Source organism: Bacillus sp. JNUCC-21, assembly GCF_041222765.1.
Lineage (GTDB): Bacteria > Bacillota > Bacilli > Bacillales > Bacillaceae > Bacillus > Bacillus velezensis.
Genome location: NZ_CP166019.1, coordinates 2,947,029 through 2,969,672 on the forward strand (window position 1 = coordinate 2,947,029; position 22,644 = coordinate 2,969,672).

Sequence of the window (22,644 nt, forward strand, 5' to 3'; positions counted from 1 at the left end):
TTTTCTTTATCCTCTTAATACGGCCTGATACGTTTCTTCCAGCGCTTTCAGCACGTTTTCATGTACTTTTGTCACTTCTTCTTCTGTCAATGTTTGTTCAGGGTTAACATATTGGAGCGAGAAGGCGACGGATTTTTTGCCTTCTTCCATATGCTCACCTTCGTACACATCAAATACGGTGACTTCTTTCAGCAGCGCACCGCCGGCTTCTTTGATCACGGCTTCGAGCTGTCCGCTTGTAACAGTTTTATCTGCCACAAGCGCAATGTCGCGCGTGACGGACGGGTACTTCGGAATCGGCGTATACACGACAGGTTCTGTTTCCTCGGTCAGAAGCGCGTGCAGATCAAGCTCGAACACATACGTTTCTTTGATATCCAGCTCTTTTTCCATTGCCGGATGCACCTGGCCGATAAATCCGGCAAGCGAACCGTTCAACAGAATGTTTGCCGTCCGGCCGGGATGCATGTTTTTGCGTTCTGACTGGACAAATTCAACCCGGTCTGACACATTCAATTGATGCAGCAGGCCTTCAACGATTCCTTTGGCGACGAAGAAATCAACCGGCTTTTTCTCACCCTGCCATAAATTTTTGCGCCACAATCCGGTTACAGCTCCGGCAACCCGTTCTTTTTCAACCGGTTTTGTGTTTTCTTCTTTCGTCAGAAATACAGAACCCGTTTCATATAAAGCAACGGAATCAGTCTGTCTGGCCAGATTGTATGAAACGGCTTCAAGAAGATTCGGCACGAGGCTGTGTCTGAGAATGCTTCTTTCTTCGCTCATCGGCAGAGCAAGCATCGTGTTGAATGATTTTTCGATCGCAAAAGCGGCCGCTTTTTTATCATTCGTTAATGAATAAGTGGTCGCTTGTGAAAGACCCGCTCCTTCAAGGAAACGTCTCACTTTCCGGCGTTTTGCCTGATACGGTGTCAAGCCGCCTGTCGTGCCGGCCGTTTCCGGAAGCGTGGACGGGATATTGTCATACCCGTACAATCTCGCCGCTTCTTCAATCAGGTCTTCTTCTATTCTAATATCTCCGCGGCGCGACGGCACTGTTACGACGAGAACGTCTTCAGCTTCACCGACTGCAAACCCGAGGCGCTTGTAAATGCTGATGATTTCTTCTTTAGCGATTGTCATGCCGAGCACGGCGTTCACTTTTTCAACAGACACGTGAATATTGTTTGCTTCGATTTTCAAATGGTTTTCTTCAACCGTGCCTGAGAGCACTTCTCCGCCGGCATATGCCTGAATGAGACTGCAGGCCCGTTCAGCCGCCAGCAAAACGCGGGCCGGATCAATGCCTTTTTCATATCTGGCGCTCGCTTCGCTTCTCAATCCGAGGTCTCTCGACGCTTTGCGGACGGTCTGTCCGTCGAAATAAGCGGCCTCCAGTAAAATCGCAGTGGTGTCTTCACGGACTTCAGACTCAGCTCCGCCCATGACTCCCGCAACGGCTTGCGCTTTTTTTCCGTTTGTGATGACCAAATGGCTGCTTGACAGCTTTCGCTCTTGTTCATCCAGCGTTACGATGGTTTCGTTTTCCGCCGCTTTTCTGACGACGACCTCTTTTGAACCGAACCGGTCGTAATCGAAAGCGTGAAGCGGCTGTCCGTACTCAAGGAGGACGAAGTTTGTAATGTCCACGACGTTGTTATGCGGGCGGATGCCTGCATTCATCAGCTTCGTCTGCATCCAAAGCGGTGACGGGCCGATTTTGACGTTTTTAATGATTTTTGCGGCATAATGCGGATTGGCCTGCGTATCTTCAACCTTAACGGAAACAGCATCCGCCGCTTTTTCTGCCGCTTTTTCATATGAAGCCTCCGGAAGCTTTACCTCTGCGCCGAGGATAGCCGCAACTTCATAAGCCACGCCAAGCATGTTCATCGCGTCGGCGCGGTTCGGCGTTAAACCCAATTCTAAAATCGCATCATCAAGCTGAAGGGCCGCCATTGCGTCAGCTCCCGTTTCAGCATCATTCGGAAAAACGAAAATGCCTTCCGCATATTCTTTCGCCACGAGCTTGCTTTCAATGCCGAGCTCCTGAAGGGAACAGATCATGCCGTGAGACGCTTCGCCGCGCAGCTTGGCTTTTTTAATTTTGAAATTGCCGGGAAGCACGGCTCCGACCGTTGCAACGGCAACCTTCTGTCCTTTATCAACATTCGGGGCGCCGCAGATAATCTGCACGGGTTCCTCCGCACCGATATCAACAAGGCATTTGTTGAGTTTGTCGGCATTCGGGTGCTGTTCGCGCTCAAGCACGTGTCCGATGACAACGCCTTTTACGCCCTCCCCTTTATACTCGATACCCTCAACTTCAATACCGGCTCTCGTAATTTTTTCTGCAAGCACGGCCGGGTCGATTCCCTGCAAGTCAACGTAATCTTCTAACCATTTATAAGAAACAAACATGTGTATCCTCCTCTTACGCCTGTTTAAACTGCGAAATGAATCTGACATCATTGGTATAGAAATGGCGGATATCTTCAATGCCGTATTTCAGCATCGCGATACGTTCCACACCCATTCCGAAAGCGAAACCCTGGTATTCCTCAGGATTGAATCCAGCCATCTTCAGCACGTTCGGGTGAACCATGCCGGCGCCGAGAATTTCGATCCAGCCTGTTTTTTTGCAGACGGAGCAGCCTTGTCCGCCGCACTTAAAGCAGGTCACATCCACCTCGACAGAAGGCTCTGTGAATGGGAAAAAGCTCGGACGGAGCCTGATTTCACGATCTTGGCCGAACATTTTTTTGGCGACCAATTCAAGCGTGCCTTTCAGGTCGCTCATGCTGATTTTGCGGTCGACGACGAGACCCTCGATCTGCATGAACTGATGGGAATGTGTCGCGTCATCGTTGTCGCGGCGATACACTTTACCGGGACAAATGATTTTGACGGGGCCTTTTCCTTTATGCTTTTCCATCGTGCGCGTCTGCACCGGTGACGTCTGCGTTCTCATCAGCATTTCTTCTGTAATGTAAAAGCTGTCCTGCATGTCGCGGGCCGGATGTTCCTTCGGCAGGTTCAGCGCCTCAAAGTTGTAATAATCCGTTTCCACTTCAGGGCCTTCTTCGACGGTATATCCCATGCCGATAAATAAATCTTCAATTTCTTCAATAACGACCGTCAGCGGATGGCGTCCGCCGATGTTTACCTGACTGCCCGGCAACGTGACGTCAATCGTCTGGCTGCTGAGTTTTTTATTCATTTCTTCTTGTTCAAGCTGTTCATTTTTCGCCGTAATGGCTGCTGCAATGCGCTCTCTCACTTCATTGGCGAGCGCTCCCATTTTCGGGCGCTCTTCGGCGGACAGTTTGCCCATGCCGCGGAGAACTTCTGTAATCGGCCCTTTTTTTCCGAGATATTGCACCCGAATGTCGTTAACTTCTTTTAATGAACCCGCCGCTTCTACTTTTTCTGCAGCTTCCAGTTCGAGCTGTTTAAGCTTCTCTTCCATCATGCATCCTCCTTTTATGTAAACCAAACCGTTCTATGCCTTTTTCAGAAAACAAAAAAACCCGTCCCTTGAGAGAAGGGACGAGTTGTGGCCGCGGTACCACCCTTTTTAAGGCAGACTTCATCTGCCGACAGCTTCATTGACATAACGGAAACGATCGTTCCGGTTCACCTTTACGCGCGTTTGGCGCGGTCCCGGTGACAACTCGAGAGGTGAAAATCAATTTTTGTGCTGCGATAAAAATGCTCTCAGTCAGCGGCATTTTCTCCCTGGAAGGCAGTGTGTGCAAAAATTGACGTCCTCTGTCACGGTTTTTACATTATTGCTATCTATTATAGTGAAATCCAAGGCTTTTCGCAACCTATCCTCTGAGATGATAAACGAGGATGGCGGCCGCTACCGCTACATTCAGCGATTCCGCCTGTCCATACAGCGGAACGTACAGGTTGAGATCGGTTTTTTGCAGAAGGCCGGCGTCCACTCCCGCCCCCTCGTTCCCGACGATCAACGCGAACGATTCTTCAGGCTTCACGCTTTGATAAGCCGCACCGTTTTCAAGCGCCGTGCCGTAGATCGTGACGCCTTGTGATTTCAGCTCAGCGGTGAACTCATCAAGCGGACGTTTCAAAATGGGAATATGAAAATGAGATCCTTGTGCTGAACGCAGCGTTTTTCCATTGTACGGGTCTGCTGTTCCCTCACCAAGGACAACGGCGTCGATTCCCGCCGCATCTGCCGTTCTGATCATTGTTCCTAAATTCCCCGGATCCTGCACGGCATCAATCAGAAGCAGCCGCTTCAGCTGATCAGGCTGCCTATCCGGCATATGGCAGACCGCGGCGATCCGCTGCGGCGTTTCTGTTTCCGTCACGGCTGAAAACGCGTCTTCGCTCAGCACGTAGCACGGAATGCTCATGTCCAGATCGGCCGGGATGGCGCTCTCATCGTTTACGAGAATTTCTTTTACGGTTCCCTTTGATTTGAGCGCTTCTTCTGCCAGATGCTCTCCTTCTATCAGAAATGTATTCGTTTTAAGTCTCTCTTTTTTTGTGTGAAGTTTTTTCCAGTCCTTCACTTTTTGGTTTTTTGCAGAGTCGATTCGTTTCACTTATGTCTGTGCTCTCCTTTTTTCATGCATGTTGTTATTATATCTTAAGAACAGCACATAATAAACCGCGTGCGCGGTAAGAATATGCGTATCACATTCAGAAAAAGGAGCGGTTGTAATGGATCTTAATTTACGCAATGCCGTTATTGCCAATGTAACCGGCAATAACCAGGATCAGCTGGAGCATACGATCGTTGACGCCATCCAAAGCGGTGAAGAAAAAATGCTTCCGGGCCTAGGCGTCTTATTCGAAGTTCTTTGGCAGCATGCGTCGGACTCAGAAAAAAATGAAATGCTCAAAACACTTGAAGGCGGGTTAAAACCTGCGCAATAAGCATGAACCGGGTGATGGGACACCCGGTTTTTTTTGTATAATAATGGCGAGGGGGATCGCCATGCAGTTACAGCCGGAACTGGCAAAGAAATTGATTGCCGAAGTCAAACATATGTACAGCCGCGAAGTGATTATTGCCGATACAAAAGGCATGATCATCGCGGGCACCAACGAGGCGCGCGCCGGATGGTTTCATGAAGGCGCACTGATCTGCGCGCGCGAAAAACGGAATGTCATCATTACGAAAGAAGATGAAAAACGGCTCGAGGGCGTAAAAGCAGGACTGAACCTCCCCGTTTTTTCAGGTCATGAAGTGATCGGAGTATTCGGCCTGACAGGAGACCCTGACGATATCCTGCCTTTCGGAGAATTGCTCAGAAAAATGACGGAGCTGTTTATTAAAGAAACGCGCCATATGGAAGAAGCGCAGTGGCGTGCGAGAATGCTTGAATCCTTTATGGTTGATTGGCTGCAGCTGAAAGAATGGTCTCCGGGCTTTTTAGAAAAAGCAAAGCTCATCGGCGCAGACCTTCACGCATACCGCCGGATCATACTCATTCAAGGCCGTTATGAGCAATATAAAGCGGAGGAGCTCGGGCGGCTCTGGCAGTACGAATGCCCTGAAGACCTGTTTGTCCGCTGGGGAAATGAACGAATTCTCATTAATCATGAAGCAAATTCGGCTTCCAAAACACAGCTCATTAAAAAGATCGGCGCCGTTTTTGTGGGCAGCCTGTCACCGCCGGCATCGGACGGATCGTTCCGGGAGAGCGCCTCACGGAATCAATACGAACAGGCAGATAAAGCACTTTCAGCCGGCATCGGTGACAAGCAGGCCGTCTTTGAAGAAGATTTAAAACTGGATATGTGTCTTGCCGATATCACACCCCGCACGAGGTCGGAATTTTCACGGCGGGTTCTCGAGCATATACTGGCCGGGAAGAACTTCTGGATACGCTGCGCGCCTTTTTCGACCGGCAATTATCGTTAAAGCGCACCGCCGACGACATGCATATTCATATCAACACATTGCGCTACCGTCTTTCCAAACTGGAATCACTGACAAATATGAAGCTGGACCGCCCTGAAGACATAACGGCTTTTTATTTGGCGCTGCGCTTTTTAGATCAACATACAAAAAGCACGTAATCATATCATCATTTTTCATATGTTTCTCCATAGTGTGCGGAATCGTTTTTCTTTACAATTAAATGAAAACGCTTTTCTTATCAGGGAGGTTGGGAGAACATGATTTCACGAGAGGCAAAAGAAGCGTTCATCCGGACGGTCTGGAAGGAGAATTATGATGATTCGGCGGCGGGCCGTCTGGTGTATTCTTATGATGCGGCTCCTCAGCTGCAAGCCATGCCGGATGCGGTAATCGCCCCCCGCAGCGCGGATGACGTGTCCCGTATATTAACGATTTGCAGCAGGCATGACATTCCGATCGTGCCGAGGGGTTCAGGCACAAACTTATGCGGCGGCACATGTCCGTCTGAAGGCGGGCTTGTGCTTTTATTCAAACATATGAACCGCATTTTAGAAATCGATGAAGAAAATTTGACGGCAACCGTCCAGCCGGGCGTGATTACGCAAGATATGATCCGTGCGGTTGAACAAAAAGGTTTATTTTATCCGCCTGATCCGAGCAGCATGAAAATATCGACAATCGGCGGGAATATTAATGAAAATTCCGGCGGGCTGCGCGGTTTGAAGTACGGCGTCACTCGGGATTATGTCCTCGGCCTTGAAGCCGTCTTGGCTTCAGGCGATATCATCCGCACAGGAGGAAAGCTGACAAAGGATGTCGCCGGTTATGATCTGACCCGGCTTTTCGTCGGATCAGAAGGGACGCTCGGCGTTGTGACGGAAGCGACTTTAAAGCTGGTTCCGAAGCCGGAAACGAAAAAAACGCTGCTTGCACTCTATGAACATATTGAAGCGGCTGCGGAATCGGTTTCTGCCATCATCGCTGAAAAAATCATTCCGGCGACACTCGAATTTCTGGATCAGCCGACACTGCAGGTCATTGAAGATTACGCCAAGATCGGGCTTCCGACCGACGCAAAAGCGGTGCTGCTGATCGAACAGGACGGTGACATCGAAACGGTCAGACGAGATATGGAAAAAATCGAAGCGATCTGTAAAAACGGAGCAGCCGTATCCGTCCAAACGGCTGAAACCGAGGAAGAGGCATTCGCGCTTACAGAGGCCAGACGGTCCGCATTATCAGCCCTTGCCCGGCTGAAACCGACAACGATTCTGGAAGATGCGACCGTGCCGAGATCACAAATTGCCAGCATGGTCAAAGCCATTAACGAGATTGCAGAAACATACGGCCTGTCCATCTGCACATTCGGCCATGCCGGAGACGGCAACCTCCATCCGACGTGCACCACCGATATCCGAAATACAGAGGAGATGGAACGTGTCGAAAAAGCTTTTGCCGCCATTTTTGAAAAAGCGATTGAGCTGGGCGGGACGATAACGGGTGAACACGGGGTCGGCATCGTAAAAGCGCCGTATTTAGAAATGAAGCTGAAAACAGAAGGCATCACCGCCATGAAAGCGATCAAACAAGCGCTTGATCCCCAAAATCTGCTGAATCCGGGAAAAATATTCGCCAATTCATCAAGGAAACGCGTGGTGGTGATGAAATGACAACGGCTAAAGAGCAGCAACAAATTCAAACAGAATTCAAAAACCGCATGGATGAAGGTGAATTGCTGAACTGTATGCGCTGCGGCTTCTGCCTTCCTTCCTGTCCGACCTATATTGAATCGGGATTTCAAGAATCCCATTCGCCGCGCGGCCGGATCGCCCTGATGAAAGCCGTCACAGACGGACTGATCGAGCCGGATGAAGATGTCGAGCGCTCACTTTCGCTGTGTCTCGGATGCCGGGCATGCGAGCCCGTTTGTCCGGCAGGGGTCAATTACGGACAGCTGCTTGAAGAAGCGAGGGATATCATTCATCAAAATAAAAAGCATAAGCCGGGCGTGCGCCTCTTGCGGAAAGCCGCCTTCACCGGGCTTTTCCCTCATCAAAACCGCATGCAGACAGCCGTGAATCTTCTCGGAATATACCAAAGATCGGGACTGCAGACCGCCGTCAGAAAAACCGGTATGCTGCGCGTTTTGCCTGAACATCTGCGCACAATGGAACAAGTGCTCCCGCCCGCCCCGAAACGGAAAGACATGAAGGAAAGGCCGCGTTTTCTTCCTGCCGCGGGTCCCGTCCAAAAACGGGCCGCTTTTTTCTCGGGCTGCTTAATGGATACGATGTTTTTAGCGACAAATCATGCGACAACGGCGCTTTTACAGGCGGCCGGGTGTGAAATCGCGGTCCCGGACGGCCAGGCGTGCTGCGGCGCGCTTCACGGGCACAGCGGAGAAAAAGAGATGGGAAAAGAACTGGCCAAGCGGAATATCGCGGCTTTTGAGGCGCTTGACGCTGATTATATCATTACAAACGCCGGCGGATGCGGCGCCTTTCTTCAGGAATATCCGCATTTACTGAAAGATGAACCTGGATGGGCGGAACGTGCCGAACAATTCGTCCGGAAGCTCAAAGACTTTTCATCCGTACTGGTTGATCTGAAGTTCCATCAAAAAAACCTGCGGGCGCAATCTCCTCATATCGTCACATATCAGGACTCCTGCCATCTCCGCAATGTGATGCATACGTCAGAGGAACCGCGCACGCTTTTGAAAAGCATTAAAGGGGCTGAGTACAGAGAAATGGAAAAGGCCGACAGCTGCTGCGGGTCGGCGGGAATTTATAATATAACAGAGTCAGAGATGTCTATGAAAATATTAGACAGTAAGATGAAAGCCGCCGGAAAAACGGAGGCGGCCGTCATCGTGACAGCCAATCCCGGATGCCTTCTGCAAATGCAGCTCGGCATTTTACGCGAAGGATTAACAGGCCGTGTCCGCGCGGTTCATTTGGCGGATTACCTTTTGGAAGCGGCGGATTTGTCATAAGATGAAAGCAGAGAGACCGATCGGCTCTCTGCTTTTTTATGATGCTGCAATGTTCGGACGGCCGCGGATTTATCCGGGTATTGAAGCTTCCAGTCTGGCACTCGGATCACGCCATACATTCGCCCATTTTTTCACAGCCGCAATGATAATCACAAGCCCGAGAATGAGCATGATAATGGATAAAACGCCATTCAGCACGTTGTATCCCGCCGCTTCGGGGTTCAAATACACATACCGCACCATCCAATAACCCGCATAGTTGACGGTCACGTACAAATAAGCGAGAGGAATCAGGCATGTCAGCATATAGCGCCGCTTATCGGCTATTTTTAATACGACGGTCGCACCGATAATTAAGCCGACAGACGCCATAAGCTGATTGGATACGCCGAACAGCGCCCAAATGGAGCTGATGTCGCCCGAATACAGAAGATAGCCCCACAGCAGGCAGGCGAGCGCGCTTGAGAAAATCGAGCCCGGCAGCCAGTCTGTTTTTTTCAGCGGCTTATAGACCTCTCCGAAAAACTCTTGAATCAAGTACCGGGCGACACGGGTTCCCGCATCAATCGCCGTTAAAATAAACACCGCTTCAAACATAATGACGAATTGAAAAAAGTATGAAGCCAAATGACTGAAAAACGGAATCTCCGTAAAGATATACGTCATTCCGACGGCAAGCGTAACAGCGCCGCCCGTTCTTCCTTCCAGACTGAGCCCGATTTCTTTACTCAATTCAGGCAGATGGACGACATTCATCCCGAGGGTGCGGAATATTTCAGGCGTGCTGTTTATAGCAAAATAGTCGGCGGGCTCAAGAGCGGCAGCTGCAATGAGCGCCATAATTCCAACGAGACATTCCACAAGCATTGCTCCGAAAGCAACCGGCTTTATATCACTCCATTTATCCAGCATTTTCGGCGTTGTGCCGGAACCGACAAATGCATGAAAGCCCGAAATGGCGCCGCAGGCAATCGTTATTGAAATAAACGGCCAGACAGGACCCGCGATCACCGGCCCTCCGCCGTGAATAAACTCCGTTACGGCCGGAAATTTAATGGCGGGATTGACGAAAAAGACGCCTGCGATCAAAGCGGCAAAAACCCCGATTTTCATAAAACTGCTTAAATAGTCACGCGGAGCCAGCAAAAGCCAAACCGGAAGCGCCGCGGCGAAAAACGCATAAACAGGAAGCGCCACTGCAAGCGTTTTCGCATCCAGTGTCAGCATGTCCCCGAGAGCCGTTGTCTGCAGCCGCGGCCCGATGACAACACCGGCCATTAACAAAAGAAACCCGACAGTTGATGCGAGTTTGAGATTGCCCGTTTTTTTATAGTAGACGCCGACCCCCATCGCGATCGGAATCGTAATCCCCACCGCAAACGTTCCCCACGGGTTTTTCTCAAGCGCGTGCAGCACAACCATGGACAGCCCCGCCATCGTGATCGTAATGATAAACAGCATCGAGAGACCCGTGCAAAAACCCGCCACCGGGCCGAGCTCTTCTTTGGCGACTTCAGAAAGCGTTTTCCCTTTTTTCCGCATTGATGCAAACAATACGACAATATCGTGCACGGCTCCTCCGATCACCGCCCCGATTAACAGCCATAAAAGCCCGGGCAGATAGCCGAACTGAGCTGCCAGAATCGGTCCGACAAGCGGGCCGGCAGCGGCGATTGCCGCGAAGTGGTGGCCGAATGACACCCACTTATTCGTCGGCACATAATCTTTCCCATCCTCAAGCACATGGGCCGGAGTCGGTGTCTGATCATTGATTTTTAAAACTTTGACCATCATAAAGGTACCGTAAAGCCGATAGGCGATCGCCAGAATACATATAGACGCTATGACGATTGTAATCGCATTCATTTAATCCCAGCCCCTTTTCTCTTTTTCTAAATATTATCACAATTATCAGATAACAGGAGATGATTTTTACGTAAAAAAAAGCCGGCGGCTAAGCCCGGCTTTTCGGAACATTATTTGCCTGATAAACGGATGACATTCCAGGACAGCGGAGTAAAATGAGCCGTTATCCCTTCAGCATTTGCCGAAGACGTTCCGTTTGAGTGAGGCGTAACTTCTTTTCTGTTTTTTTGATTGGTCGCTTTCATATCCTGATGCTCCAGCACGATATGCTCAATGATGCGGTAATCTTCAAACCCCCTCAGTTTGATCTCCGTTTCCATCAGTTCCTTGCTTTTGTTGACGGCAAAAATGGTCAGGGCTTCATCCTCTTCGCGGTAAACGGCCGCAGCATCAACATACGGCACATCCGTAAAGTCCGCCGAGTCGTATTTCGGGGAGGTAATCAGCAGCTTCATCGAAGTCCCTCTCCCGTAGACAGAGGCGTGCATGTAAGGGTAAAAGATCGGCTGCCTCCATGCTTCTCCGCCCTTTTCGGTCATGATAGGCGCAATTACGTTGACAAGCTGGGCGAGACAGGCGATCTTTAGTCTGTCCGCATGCTGCAGCATGGTAATCAGCAGTGAACCGATCAACAGCGCATCTTCAAAATTGTAGATGTCTTCAAGAATCGGCCGGGCCGTAATCCACGGCTCCACTTTTTTATCCGCTTCATTTGAGTGATACCACACATTCCATTCATCTAAAGAAAGGTGAATCGTTTTTTTGCTGCGTTTTTTCGCTTTCATATAATCACATACGGCTGTGACGGATTTAATAAAATGGTCTAAATCCATCGACTTCGCCAAATAGTTCTCAAGATCATTTTCATGGTTGCCGTAATAGGTATGCAGTGAGATGTAATCCACATGCTCGTACGTATGCTCAAGCACCTCGGCCTCCCACTCAATGAAGGACGGCATGCCGCTGTTTGAGCTTCCGCAAGCCACCAATTCGATCGTCGGGTCCGTCCATTTCATCACCTTTGCCGTTTCAGCGGCGAGCCGTCCGTATTCATGCGCCGTTTTATGACCGATCTGCCAAGGGCCGTCCATCTCATTTCCTAAGCACCATGTTTTGATGCCGTAAGGTTTTTCATATCCGTGCGATTTTCGTAAGTCGCTCCAGTATGACCCTTCAGGATGGTTGCAGTATTCGACGAGGTTCCGGGCGGCATCGATCCCTCTCGTCCCGAGATTGACCGCCATATTCACTTCGGCGTTCACTTTTTTCGCCCACGTTAAAAATTCATTCGTCCCCACTTCGTTCGTTTCTGTCGTCTGCCATGCCAAATCTAGCCTCCGCGGGCGGTCCTTCACCGGCCCGACGCCGTCTTCCCAATTGTAGCCCGAGAGAAAATTCCCTCCCGGATAGCGGATGAACGGCACTTGCAATTCCTTGATTAACTCCTGCACGTCTGTTCTGAAGCCGTCCTTGTCGGCTTTCGGGTGTCCTGGCTCATAAATGCCTTCATACACCGCCCGGCCCATATGTTCTATAAATGATCCGTACATCCGTTTGTTCACTTCACCGATGATATATTCTTTATCTGCTGTAATCCCCGCTTTTTTCATTATTATATTTCCTCCCTCTCTCTATCCCTTCACTCCGCCTACTGTGAGTCCGGAAATGAAGTATTTTTGGAAAAACAAGAATATGATGATCACCGGAAGTATCGCAAAAACGGACCCGGAAATCAGCATGTCATAGTTGTTGCCGTACGGACTCAGCAGGCCTGAAAGTCCGATTGGAAGCGTAAACATTTCTTTCGACCGAAGCACGATCAGCGGCCATAAAAAGTTATTCCAGCTGTTTAAAGATTGAAGAATGATCATTGCCCCGAATGCCGGTTTCATGAGCGGCGCCATAATTCTGAAAAAAATGCCGAATTCGGTGCAGCCGTCCATTCTCGCTGAATCAAGCAGATCCTTCGGAAGTCCGAGCGCATATTGCCGGAAAAAGAACACAGCGACAGGCGACACAATAAACGGCAGAATCACTCCCGTATAAGAATCGATCAAATGAAGACCCACCGTCAATTTGAACAACGGAAGCATCATCACTTCAAGAGGCACCATCATAATGATCAGCACAAGAACGAAAATAATATTTCTGCCTTTAAATTCGTAGACACCGAGTCCGTAGCCGATCAAAGAGGAAAAAAACAGCGTGAGAACCGTGGTGAGAACGCCGAGAAGCAGGCTGTTAAAAAACCATTTGAAATAAATGCTCCCCCCGTTGAACAAATAGGTGTAGTTATCAAGGCTCATCACATCCGGATCAAGGCGCAGATTCAGCCCGATACGCATCAGCTCAGATGACGGCTTTAAAGAACCGAGAAATAGACAGATCATCGGAAAGATATACAACAGGCTCAGCATGATAAAAAACAAGGTAAACGCAACTCTGTACACGGAAAACATGTGATTGTTACGCAACGCTTATCCCTCCCCTTTAAACGAACCGGACAGTTTCAGTGAAACAAGACTGACTAGTAAGATGACAAGCAAAAGGACAATTCCGATTGCGGCCCCGTACCCCATTTCGTTGTATGCAAGCCCCTGCTGATATAAATAACCGACAAGCGTGAGGCCGATATTGCCCGGGGAATTATTCTGCCAAAGCACATAGCTTTCCTCAAACATTCTGAAACCGCCGATAATACTGATCGTTAACACATAAACGGACACCGGCTTTAAAAATGGAAGAGTAATATGCCGGAACTTTTTCCACGTACTCGCCCCGTCAATTTCAGCCGCTTCATACAATTCTTTCGGCACGTTTTGCAATCCCGCCAGAAAGTAAAGAATGTTAATCCCCATCCACCTCCATGACGCAAGCAGCACCATTAAAAACATGCCGGTGCCTTTGTTGTTGAGCCAGTTTTGGGGTGATGCGCCAAGCTTCATCATCAGCTCGTTTGCAAGCGACGTATTCATTTCTCCGAACATCAGACGGAAAATAATCCCCGCTACGATCGTCGATGTTAAAGCCGGTACAAACAGAGCCGATTTAAACACATTTCTGAACCTGACGAGCTTCGAATTCAGAATCACCGCCAAAAGAAGCGGCACCGGAATCAGCACAATCAGCGTCCAGAAGGTATATTCCAATGTGTTAAATAATGCCGTATAAAAGGTTGGATTAAGAAGAGCGGTATAATTGGAAAACCCGACAAATGTAATTTCTCCCGGCAGTATCCGTTGAAAGCTCATGATAAACACGCTGATAATCGGATACAAAAAGAAAACGAGAAACGAAATGATAAATGGCGCCGTAAAAAGATAAGGCGCCGCTTTTTTTGAATACAGCACATTGCGCCGGCGCGGCTTCTTCCGGACTGCAGAAACGGTTTGCGCTGTCTCTGTCTTTACAGGTCTCATAAAAGCTCCCCCGCTTTCACTGTTAAATAGGGCGGCTTCTCCTATTTCTCTAATTGCTCTGCCGCCTCGTCCAAGGCTTCCTTAGGTGTTTTTTCCTGCGTCTTCAGCGCATCGAACAGCACTTGTCTGACAACGAGATCAGCCGCTTTAGAGAAGTCTTCATGCAGATAAATCGGATTGATCTCATCTTTTATTTCAAGGAGCGAGGAAAAAATTGACGTACCGTTCCGGAAGAAATCCGTGTACTTGTTTTTCTCCTTCAATTCTTTTGAATTCCACACGTCCCAGCGGAGCGGGTCAAAGCCGAGCACCGTCCAAAGCTTTATATTCCCTTCCTTCGAACCTTTCGCAAAACCGAGAAATTCTTTCGCGAGCTTCAGATGTTCAGCCTGCTTCGGCACGACGGTGGCTGTTCCGCCTAAACCCGCTGATCTGTCACCGCCTTCTTTCCAGGCCGGCATAGGGTAAATCGCCATTTTTCCTTTTAAATCAGGCATATAATCGATAAACCGTCCCATGTACCAAATGGGCATCAGCACTGAGGCTGCCCCGCCCTGATTCATAAAACCGTAGTATTCTTCGCTGTGATGGCCGCCGCCGGGAGCCGGCAGAAGGGTTTTATCATTTACCATGTCCTTTACATAATTCAGTGTGTCTGTATTCGTCTTGCTGTTCAGAATCAATTTTCCGTTTTTGCTGTAGTAGCCTGACCCTTGCTGCGAAATCATGGATAGGAATGTGGCGGAGTCGTTTGTTTCAACCGTTCCCATCGGTTTCCCAGCGGCCTCACGCACTTTTTTCCCTGCCCGCCGGTAATCTTCCCATGTCTTAATGGCGGCGGGATCAACGCCCGCTTTTTTCATGATATCCATGTTGTAAAACATGACGGTCGTCCCCACATGTGTATCAAGGCCGTACAATTTTCCGTTTTTGCTGTATAAGGCCAGACGCGCTTCCACAAACTTATCGCGGTCTTTTTCAATCAGCGGCGTCAGATCGGCAAGCGGGATATCCTTCCCCTTCAGAAAGTTCGAGAACCGGCTTAATTCCACGTCGGCTATATCGGGAAGCCCCTCACCCGCGATCAGCGAAACCGATAAATTATCATGCATTTGTCCATAAGGATAAACAACGGTATTCAGCTTGATTTTGCGATCCGGATATTTCTGATTCCATTCTTTGACCATTTCCTGATAAAACTGTTCGTGCAGACCGTTAAATGTCCAAAACGTCAGCTCTGTTTCTCCCGGCCGGCCGGCAGTCCGTTCTTGTGAACAGCCGGCGGTAAACAAGAAGAGCATCATCAGCACCAAACATACAGCGGTCGTTTTTTTCATGTCATTACCCCTTCCACTTTAGGCCGTGCGGCTATTGATGCAAATGATGTGCAAAGAGCGCTGCATTTTCATTTATGATGGTTAAACCGGTATAACGGTCTCGCAGTGTGTGCGCATGCTTAAGCGCATCGCTGACAAGGTCCTGTTTTACACCGATCTCATCGAAACAGGCGGGACCTCCCGCAGATGCGAGCCACCCGGCAATTGTCTTGCCGTCGGGAAGCCCTTCATATGCAGATTGAATCGCCTCGCGAAAGTGCGGCGGCAGTTCAGCAAGCTTTTCGTGACAAGCCAGTTCTTTGTAAATATCACTCAGCACCGCGCACGCACAGCCGACCTTCGCACCGTGGAGAATCGGAGGTTGTTTTGCCTTCAGCATTTCCATCTCAATCCAATGCGAGATGTGATGTTCTCCTCCTGAGGCGGGGCGGGAGTGGTCAAGCGCAAGCATGACAAGACCCGAAACGATCAGCGCTTCCATCAGTATATGAATGCCGGCCTCCGTTCCCATGGCAATGTCAGCGCGGTGATCAATGCACTGCCAAAGCGCGTCTTTCACAAGCTTCGCCCCGGCTTCTGAGTACGGCTCACCCGCAAGCCTGCGGGAAATCTCCCAATCTGCCAGCGATGTTATTTTTCCGAGCATGTCTCCGAAGCCCGCGGCTGTCATTGAACGGGGCGCTTCTTTTAATACATTCGTATCCGCAAATAAGGCGATCGGCGCTTTCGTTTGAATCGTCGTTTTGATTCCGTTTAATATGAGCGGCGCTCCCGCCGACGTAAAACCGTCGACTGACGGAGCGGTGGGGAATGAGATAAACGGCAATCCGCGCTGGCAGGCGGCAAACCGCGTAATGTCGTGAATCGTTCCTGAACCGGCCGCAATGATGACATCCGTCTCTTCCGCGAGGTTGATCAGCGTATAGACCAATGTCCTCTCATCAGCCGCGGCGGCCCCGGCTTCATGCTCCGGAATGATGACTTTTGACGCTTTGATCCCGCCTGCCCTCAATTCGTCCGCAAGCAGACGCCCCGCCGCCTCGTACGTGTTCCGGTCACAGACGATGACCGGATGATTCCAGCATTTTTTTTGCAGAAATCTGAGAAGCTCTTCTTTTGCATTCGCCCCGATCACGATATCTTCTATTTGAATCGGTGAGCGGCTGGCCCCTTCCTTGTCAAACTCGGATTGAATGTCCTCAGGAGAACGTTTCATGAAAGGATTCCCTCCTTCGCTAATTCTGTCAGGTCTTTAATAGAATCAAGGACGATGTCAGGTTCATATAGACGGGGCTCCCCAAGTTTGGCCGACCCCGCCAGAACCAATACGCTTTTCATCCCGTACAGGCTGCCCATTGCGATATCTGATTCGAGGCTGTCTCCGATAATGGCGCATTCCTCAGAGGGAAGTCCGAGCGCTTCACATGCCGCCTCAGCCATCAGCCAAGACGGTTTGCCGATGACAAGCTCCGTTTTTGCTCCGGCGGATGCTTCAATGGCCCCGATCATTCCCGCGACGTCCATGGCATGGCCGCCTTCATTCGGAAAGGAGCGGTCCCGGTTCGTGGCGATGATGCGCGCGCCGGAGGAAGCCGCCTTAAAAGCGAGATTCAGATCCTCATAGGTGACGGTTTCATGCAGGGAGATGACAAGCCAGTCTGCCGCCTGCGGGTTTTGCGCCAGGGCGACACCCGCTAAAGCGAGTTCATCAGTCAGCCCTTTTTCCCCTAACACCCACACCTTTGACATAGGATAATGCTTCTTTAAAAATGATGCCGTCACACTGGAGGACAGCACGATGCTCCGTTCATCCGTGCGGATACCGGCACCCAGCAGTTTCTTTCGGCACATTGCTCTTGATAGATTGCCGCGGTTACTTAAAAAGACAACGGCTTTGCCCAGTGACTGAAGGGTATGAACGGCTTCTTTTGCGCCGTCAATCAGCTCCCGCCCCCTGAATACGGTTCCGTCTAAATCAATCAGAAACCCGGCTGCGTCAAGTTTGGCCATAATAAGCATTCGCCCCGTGTTTTCTGTAAAAATGCTTATCATGCAGCACTCTGTCGATCGGACTGAGCTGTTTGTTCAGCATAAGCGAATGGTAGGCCATTTCCGCTACCGTTTCGAGCACAACGGCGTTATGCAGGGCATTCAGCGCGTCCGTTCCCCAGCAGAACGGGCCGTGGCTGTGGACGAGGACACCCGGATTTTGTTCATACGGTTCGTTTTGAAAAGTTTCGGCTATGACTTTGCCTGTATGATATTCGTAATCTTTCACAATTTCTTCTTCATACATTTCCCTCGTGCAGGGTATAGCGCTTTCAAAGTAATCCGCGTGAGTCGTTCCGAGAGCGGGTATGTCTCTTCCGGACTGAGCCCAGCTCGTCGCCCAGCGGGAGTGCGTATGAACGATTCCGCCGATAGCCGGAAACGCTTTATACAGATAAAGATGGGTCGGCGTGTCAGAAGACGGTTTCAGCGAGCCTTCGAGAATGTCTCCGTCCTCATTCAGGACGACCAGTTTGTCAGCGGTCAGCTCACTGTAATCGACACCGCTCGGTTTAATGACGATTCTCCCGCTCTCTCTGTCAATGCCGCTGACATTCCCCCATGTAAACGTGACAAGGTTATGTTCCTCAAGCTTCAGATTGGCGGCGAGCACTTCTTCTTTTAACGCTTCAAGCATGGCGGCTCCCCCCTTTCGCAAAATCACGGTTTTTAATGGCTTTCAGGCGTTTCATGACATTGTTTTCTTTGCCGAAGTAGTGTACGAGCTCTTTATATTCAGCATATAAGCTGTCATAAATCTCAACTCTTTCCCGGTTCGGGGCATAAAAGCCGTCTTTTAATTTCCCCATATGCGCACATGCTTCGGCAATATTGGAGTATCCCCCGTTTTCCCGTCCCGCGGCGAGCGCTCCGAAAATCGCGGAGCCGAGTGCAGGCGCCTGCGGAGACCCGGATAATTGAATGTCCATATTTGTGACGTCTGCATAAATTTGCATGATAAATGGATTTTTCTCAGCGATTCCTCCGGCTGCGTAAAGCTCCTCGACCGGAACGCCGTTTTCCCGAAACGTTTCGATAATCATCCTCGTTCCGAACGCCGTCGCTTCAATCAATGCCCTGTAGATTTCTTCCGGCTTCGTGTGCAGCGTCATGCCGAGCATCATGCCCGTCAAATCGGCGTCCACCAAGGTTGACCGGTTTCCGTTCCACCAGTCAAGCGCGAGAAGGCCGCTATCCCCCGGAACAAGTTCAGCTGCTTTTTTGCTGAGCAGCTCGTGGATGTCTATTTGTTTATCCTCAGCTTCCTTCTCATAGTCTCTCGGAACGCACGTTTTGACGAACCATTCAAAGTGGTCGCCGACACAGGACTGCCCCGCTTCATATCCCGCATATCCGGGCAAGATGCCGTTATTGACGACCCCGCACATACCGGGGACGATATGTTCTTCCTCGCCGAGCAGCACATGGCAGGTAGACGTTCCCATAATCATCAGCATTTTCCCCGGCTCTGTAATACCGACCGCGGGCACTGACACGTGGGCGTCGACATTGGCGACGGCAACGGCCGTCCCCGGCAGAAGCCCGGTCAGCTCCGCCATTTTTTCGGTCAAACCTCCTGCCTTTTCCCCGACTGAATAAATGGTGCCGCTTAATTTATCCTTTGTAATCGCTTTCATTAACGGGTTGAGCTTTTCAAAAAAATGATCCGGCGGATACCCCGTCTCCTCATTCCAGATTGCTTTGTAGCCGGCCGTGCAGTTGCTTCGCTTCAATGAACCGCACAATTGATAGACGATCCAGTCTGCCGCTTCCACAATCCGATCTGCCGCCTTGTATATATGCGGCGCTTCTTCCGCGATTTGCATGATTTTCGGGATCATCCATTCAGAAGAAATTTTACCGCCGTATCTTTTAAGGAATGTTTCTTTTGTGTCTTCGGCAATCGTGTTCAAACGGTCTGCATGTTTTTGAGCCGCATGATGCTTCCACAGCTTCACATAACTGTGGGGCTCCCGTTCAAATTCCGGCAGCATACAAAGCGGCTGCCCCGCGACGTCTATCGGCAAAATCGTGCAGGCGGTAAAATCAATTCCTATGCCGATCACGTCTTTTGGATCAGCGCCCGCCTCTTGAAGCAGGTTCGGAATCGCCGTTTCCAGAACTTCGATATAATCGGCAGGATGCTGAAGCGCCCAGTCCCGAGGGAGTTTTTCACCCGTCTTCGGCAGCGTGCGGTCAATGACAGCATGAGTATATTCTTTTACCGCAGACGCGATTTCTTCGCCCGTGCGGACATTGACAAGCACCGCCCGGCCGGACAATGTGCCGAAATCAACACCAATCGTATACGCCATATCAATTCCCTCCCAGCCGGTATAATACGTCATTCCATTTCAACTCTTTTTTCAGCTCATGTATTTCGGTATTGCGGGAAATAAAGATGCTTTCAATGCCTGCCATCTCAGCCCAGTCAAGCATCTGTTCAGCCGTAAGCCGGAAGGACATACAAGTATGATGGGCGCCTCCCGCCAAAATCCATGCTTCCGCAGCTGTTTTCAGCGATGGCTCCGGCTTCCATAGCACCCGCGCCACAGGGAGATTCGGCATATCATGATCAATTTCCCTGCCTTCCGCTTCATTCAGAATGAGACGGAATCGCCCGCCGATATCAATGATGCTGGCGATGATGGCTGAACCGCCGATTCCGTTAAAGACCAACCGGGCCGGATCTTCCTTCCCTCCGATTGAGAGAGGATGGACTTCGATTTTCGGCTGATCAAGGGCGATCGTCGGACATACTTCAAGCATATGTGATCCGAGAATCATCGCACGCCCCGGTTCAAAATGGTACGTATAATCTTCCATGAAGGAGGTTTGTTCTCCGTCCGCCATTATTTTCATCATTCGCACAAGGGCAGCCGTTTTCCAATCGCCTTCGCCGGCAAATCCGTACCCTTTTTCCATGAGACGCTGAACGGCAAGACCCGGAAGCTGCTTCATTCCGTGCAAAACTTCAAACGAGGTCGAAAACGCTGTATATCCGCCCCGTTCGAGAAAGGCCGTTAATCCGAGTTCAATTTTCGCCTGTTCTTTAATGGAAGCAACTTTTGCTTCATCCCGTTTTGTTTCGTCGCTGATGACATACAATTTGTCGTATTCCTCATAAAGCGCCTCAATTTCTCCGTCGGTGACGTTGTTCATCACCTCGGTAAGATCGCCGATTCCGTACCCGTCAACCTGCCAGCCGAATTGGATGTGGGCGCCGACTTTGTCTCCGTCAGTAACCGCCACATTCCGCATATTGTCGCCAAACCGGGCTACTTTAATATTCCTGCTTTCATTCCAGGCGGCAGCAGTGTTCATCCATTGCGAAATGTCATGTTTGACTTCCTCATCATCCCAATAGCCTGCGATGACTTTTCTCGTCTGCCCCATTCTTGACTGGATATACCCGTATTCCCGGTCTCCGTGAGCGGATTGGTTGCTGTTCATAAAGTCCATATCAATCGTTTCCCACGGGATGTCGCGATGATATTGGGTATGCAGATGAAGCATCGGCTTTTGAAAAGCGGAAAGACCTTCAATCCACATTTTCGCAGGGGAAAATGTATGCATCCACGTCACGACCCCGGCACAGTTTTCTTGATACTGCGCTTCCCGCAAAACCTCTCTGATCGTTTCAGATGACGTGACAACCGGTTTATGCCTGATCTTGTATCTTGATGACACCCCGCTGAGGCCGTCACATATCCCCTTTGCGTGTTTATCGACAAGCTGCAGCGTTTCCTCTCCGTATAAGTGCTGGCTTCCCGTTACAAACCAAAATTCATATTCTTTGTTCTGAAGCACATTCATTTCCCCTTCCCATCAAAATAAAGCGCTTGCATTTTTAAAAATATACGTACGAATATAAAATATAAAACTTTTACCCTTTTATTTGTACGAACAATTTTATTATAGTTAAGGAGGAATCAAACTGTCAATCTTTTATTGCAAGTAAAAAAGCCGGACACACATGCCCGGCTGATCAATTAATAGGAAGGCCAGCCTGAACTCCAATCGATATCATTGATGAGCATCTTCGGAATTCCGCTGTTTTCGGCATCATACGCATGACGCACTAAAATATTTCCGTTCACAATGTCTTGGCCGCCCGGGCCTTTCCAGCGGTTATTGCCGGAGTCAAGAATCGTTCCTCCGCCTTCTGACATGCTTTTCCCGCTTTTATCGAGATATGGGCCGGTGATGCTTTTGGATCTTCCATAAGCGATTTTGTACGTACTATTCACGCCTGAACAGCATTTATCAAACGACACCATTAAGTAATAGTAGCCGTTCTGGTAGGTGATGGCCGGCGCTTCCAAAGCTCCGCCGTTATTCGGTCTGGCAGCGATGGAATAAAGTGATCCCGTCGGTTTCATTGTATTTTTATCCAGCTTTGTCAGCTTAATGCCGCTCCAAAAAGAACCGAAGGCAAGCCAAGGGTTTCCGTCTTTATCAATTGTCAGCTCCGGATCAATTGCATTGTAGTTATCGGCGCTTGTTGAACGGATGACGAGCCCTTCGTCCTTCCAGTTTCCCGAACTGAGGCTTGTAGATGATGCAAGACCGATCGCGGAGGTATTTTTGCCGAATGAAGAAACGGCATAATACAGCCAATACTTTCCGTTAAAATATTGAACATCGGGGGCCCATTGATTCAGCCCGTAATTCGGCACATAATTGCCCCACCATGACAGCGGGGAAGTAAAGATTGATTTCTGAACGGTCCATACGCCGCCGCTGCCCGCCTTTAAGACGCGAAGCCCCCTCTCCCCTTCCAAACCGGTTCCGAAAGCGTACCACGTGTTTCCTTCCTTCGCCATTGTCGGATCGTGAAGCAATTCATTTGATGCCCCCCAAAACGCGGCAGATGCCGGTGATGAAGACATCAGCAGCAGACCGGCTGTAACGGCTGCGCATGAAAAGCGGATCATGCGTCTGAATCTGTTTTTCATTTGTAAACCCTCCCCCTTTTTTAAAGCGCTTTCAAAAACGTGTTGTCAGATTTTTCTATGTCTTCTCTTATTGTAGACGCAGGGTTCGTATTTGTACAGACAAAAAAAAAGAATCTGC

At 49.8% G+C, this 22,644-nt stretch carries 17 protein-coding genes and 1 pseudogene; 4 read left to right on the forward strand and 14 right to left on the reverse strand.

From position 1 onward, the window contains the following. Positions 1-6 precede the first annotated feature (6 nt). The 3 genes from pheT to JNUCC21_RS14870 all read right to left on the reverse strand — a co-directional run bounded on the left by pheT (position 7) and on the right by JNUCC21_RS14870 (position 4,577). Entirely contained in the window at positions 7-2,421 is a 2,415-nt protein-coding gene (gene pheT, locus JNUCC21_RS14860) for a phenylalanine--tRNA ligase subunit beta (RefSeq protein ID WP_012118137.1), read from the reverse strand. Positions 2,422-2,434: 13 nt separating this feature from the next. Continuing rightward, positions 2,435-3,469 carry a phenylalanine--tRNA ligase subunit alpha gene (gene pheS / locus JNUCC21_RS14865; RefSeq protein WP_003152530.1) on the reverse strand — a complete coding sequence of 345 codons (1,035 nt, stop codon included), beginning with the start codon at positions 3,467-3,469 and terminating at the stop codon, positions 2,435-2,437. 361 nt (positions 3,470-3,830) lie between these two features. Then, positions 3,831-4,577: an RNA methyltransferase gene (locus JNUCC21_RS14870; protein ID WP_015417960.1), complete on the reverse strand. Its 747-nt coding sequence runs from the start codon at positions 4,575-4,577 to the stop codon at positions 3,831-3,833. Positions 4,578-4,695: 118 nt separating this feature from the next. On the opposite strand from JNUCC21_RS14870, the gene sspI reads away from it, so the two are divergent. From sspI to JNUCC21_RS14890, 4 genes and pseudogenes are all read left to right on the forward strand, one after another. Continuing rightward, complete coding sequence (gene sspI, locus JNUCC21_RS14875) at positions 4,696-4,911, forward strand: small acid-soluble spore protein SspI (protein ID WP_003152527.1); 216 nt, start codon at positions 4,696-4,698, stop codon at positions 4,909-4,911. A gap of 61 nt (positions 4,912-4,972) precedes the next feature. After that, a pseudogene (locus tag JNUCC21_RS14880) lies at positions 4,973-6,060 on the forward strand (CdaR family transcriptional regulator). Between the two features lie 99 nt (positions 6,061-6,159). Then, complete coding sequence (gene glcD / locus JNUCC21_RS14885; RefSeq protein WP_369878282.1) at positions 6,160-7,572, forward strand: glycolate oxidase subunit GlcD; 1,413 nt, start codon at positions 6,160-6,162, stop codon at positions 7,570-7,572. Next, positions 7,569-8,897, forward strand: a complete 1,329-nt coding sequence (locus JNUCC21_RS14890; protein ID WP_061890762.1) for a (Fe-S)-binding protein — start codon at positions 7,569-7,571, stop codon at positions 8,895-8,897. The genes glcD and JNUCC21_RS14890 overlap by 4 nt, the downstream gene beginning before the upstream one ends. Before the next feature lie 69 nt (positions 8,898-8,966). On the opposite strand, the gene cstA is transcribed toward JNUCC21_RS14890, so the two are convergent. The 11 genes from cstA to JNUCC21_RS14945 form a co-directional block, all read right to left on the reverse strand. Continuing rightward, positions 8,967-10,763 (reverse strand): carbon starvation protein CstA, encoded by a 1,797-nt coding sequence (gene cstA, locus JNUCC21_RS14895; protein WP_369878283.1) that lies wholly within the window; start codon positions 10,761-10,763, stop codon positions 8,967-8,969. 110 nt (positions 10,764-10,873) lie between these two features. Next, positions 10,874-12,373, reverse strand: coding sequence for an alpha-N-arabinofuranosidase (locus JNUCC21_RS14900; RefSeq protein ID WP_369878284.1), 1,500 nt, complete (start codon positions 12,371-12,373; stop codon positions 10,874-10,876). Between the two features lie 21 nt (positions 12,374-12,394). Then, positions 12,395-13,222, reverse strand: a complete 828-nt coding sequence (locus tag JNUCC21_RS14905; RefSeq protein ID WP_369878828.1) for a carbohydrate ABC transporter permease — start codon at positions 13,220-13,222, stop codon at positions 12,395-12,397. A gap of 18 nt (positions 13,223-13,240) precedes the next feature. Beyond that, entirely contained in the window at positions 13,241-14,182 is a 942-nt protein-coding gene (locus JNUCC21_RS14910) for a carbohydrate ABC transporter permease (protein ID WP_007408105.1), read from the reverse strand. Positions 14,183-14,223: 41 nt separating this feature from the next. After that, positions 14,224-15,519: an ABC transporter substrate-binding protein gene (locus tag JNUCC21_RS14915; RefSeq protein WP_369878285.1), complete on the reverse strand. Its 1,296-nt coding sequence runs from the start codon at positions 15,517-15,519 to the stop codon at positions 14,224-14,226. A gap of 31 nt (positions 15,520-15,550) precedes the next feature. After that, positions 15,551-16,735 (reverse strand): sn-glycerol-1-phosphate dehydrogenase, encoded by a 1,185-nt coding sequence (locus JNUCC21_RS14920; protein WP_369878286.1) that lies wholly within the window; start codon positions 16,733-16,735, stop codon positions 15,551-15,553. Next, positions 16,732-17,538 carry an HAD-IIA family hydrolase gene (locus tag JNUCC21_RS14925; RefSeq protein WP_369878829.1) on the reverse strand — a complete coding sequence of 269 codons (807 nt, stop codon included), beginning with the start codon at positions 17,536-17,538 and terminating at the stop codon, positions 16,732-16,734. Before JNUCC21_RS14925 ends, JNUCC21_RS14920 begins: the two co-directional genes overlap by 4 nt. Beyond that, a complete protein-coding gene (gene araD, locus JNUCC21_RS14930) occupies positions 17,516-18,205 on the reverse strand; it encodes an L-ribulose-5-phosphate 4-epimerase (RefSeq protein ID WP_003152509.1) in 690 nt (229 codons plus the stop codon). The genes JNUCC21_RS14925 and araD overlap by 23 nt, the downstream gene beginning before the upstream one ends. Continuing rightward, positions 18,198-19,883 (reverse strand): ribulokinase, encoded by a 1,686-nt coding sequence (gene araB, locus JNUCC21_RS14935; protein ID WP_369878287.1) that lies wholly within the window; start codon positions 19,881-19,883, stop codon positions 18,198-18,200. The genes araD and araB overlap by 8 nt, the downstream gene beginning before the upstream one ends. Before the next feature lies 1 nt (position 19,884). Continuing rightward, on the reverse strand, positions 19,885-21,378 hold the full coding sequence (gene araA, locus JNUCC21_RS14940; protein WP_032866712.1) for an L-arabinose isomerase: 1,494 nt from the start codon (positions 21,376-21,378) through the stop codon (positions 19,885-19,887). Positions 21,379-21,560: 182 nt separating this feature from the next. After that, positions 21,561-22,526, reverse strand: coding sequence for a glycoside hydrolase family 43 protein (locus JNUCC21_RS14945; protein ID WP_082998820.1), 966 nt, complete (start codon positions 22,524-22,526; stop codon positions 21,561-21,563). Between the last annotated feature and the right edge of the window lie 118 nt (positions 22,527-22,644).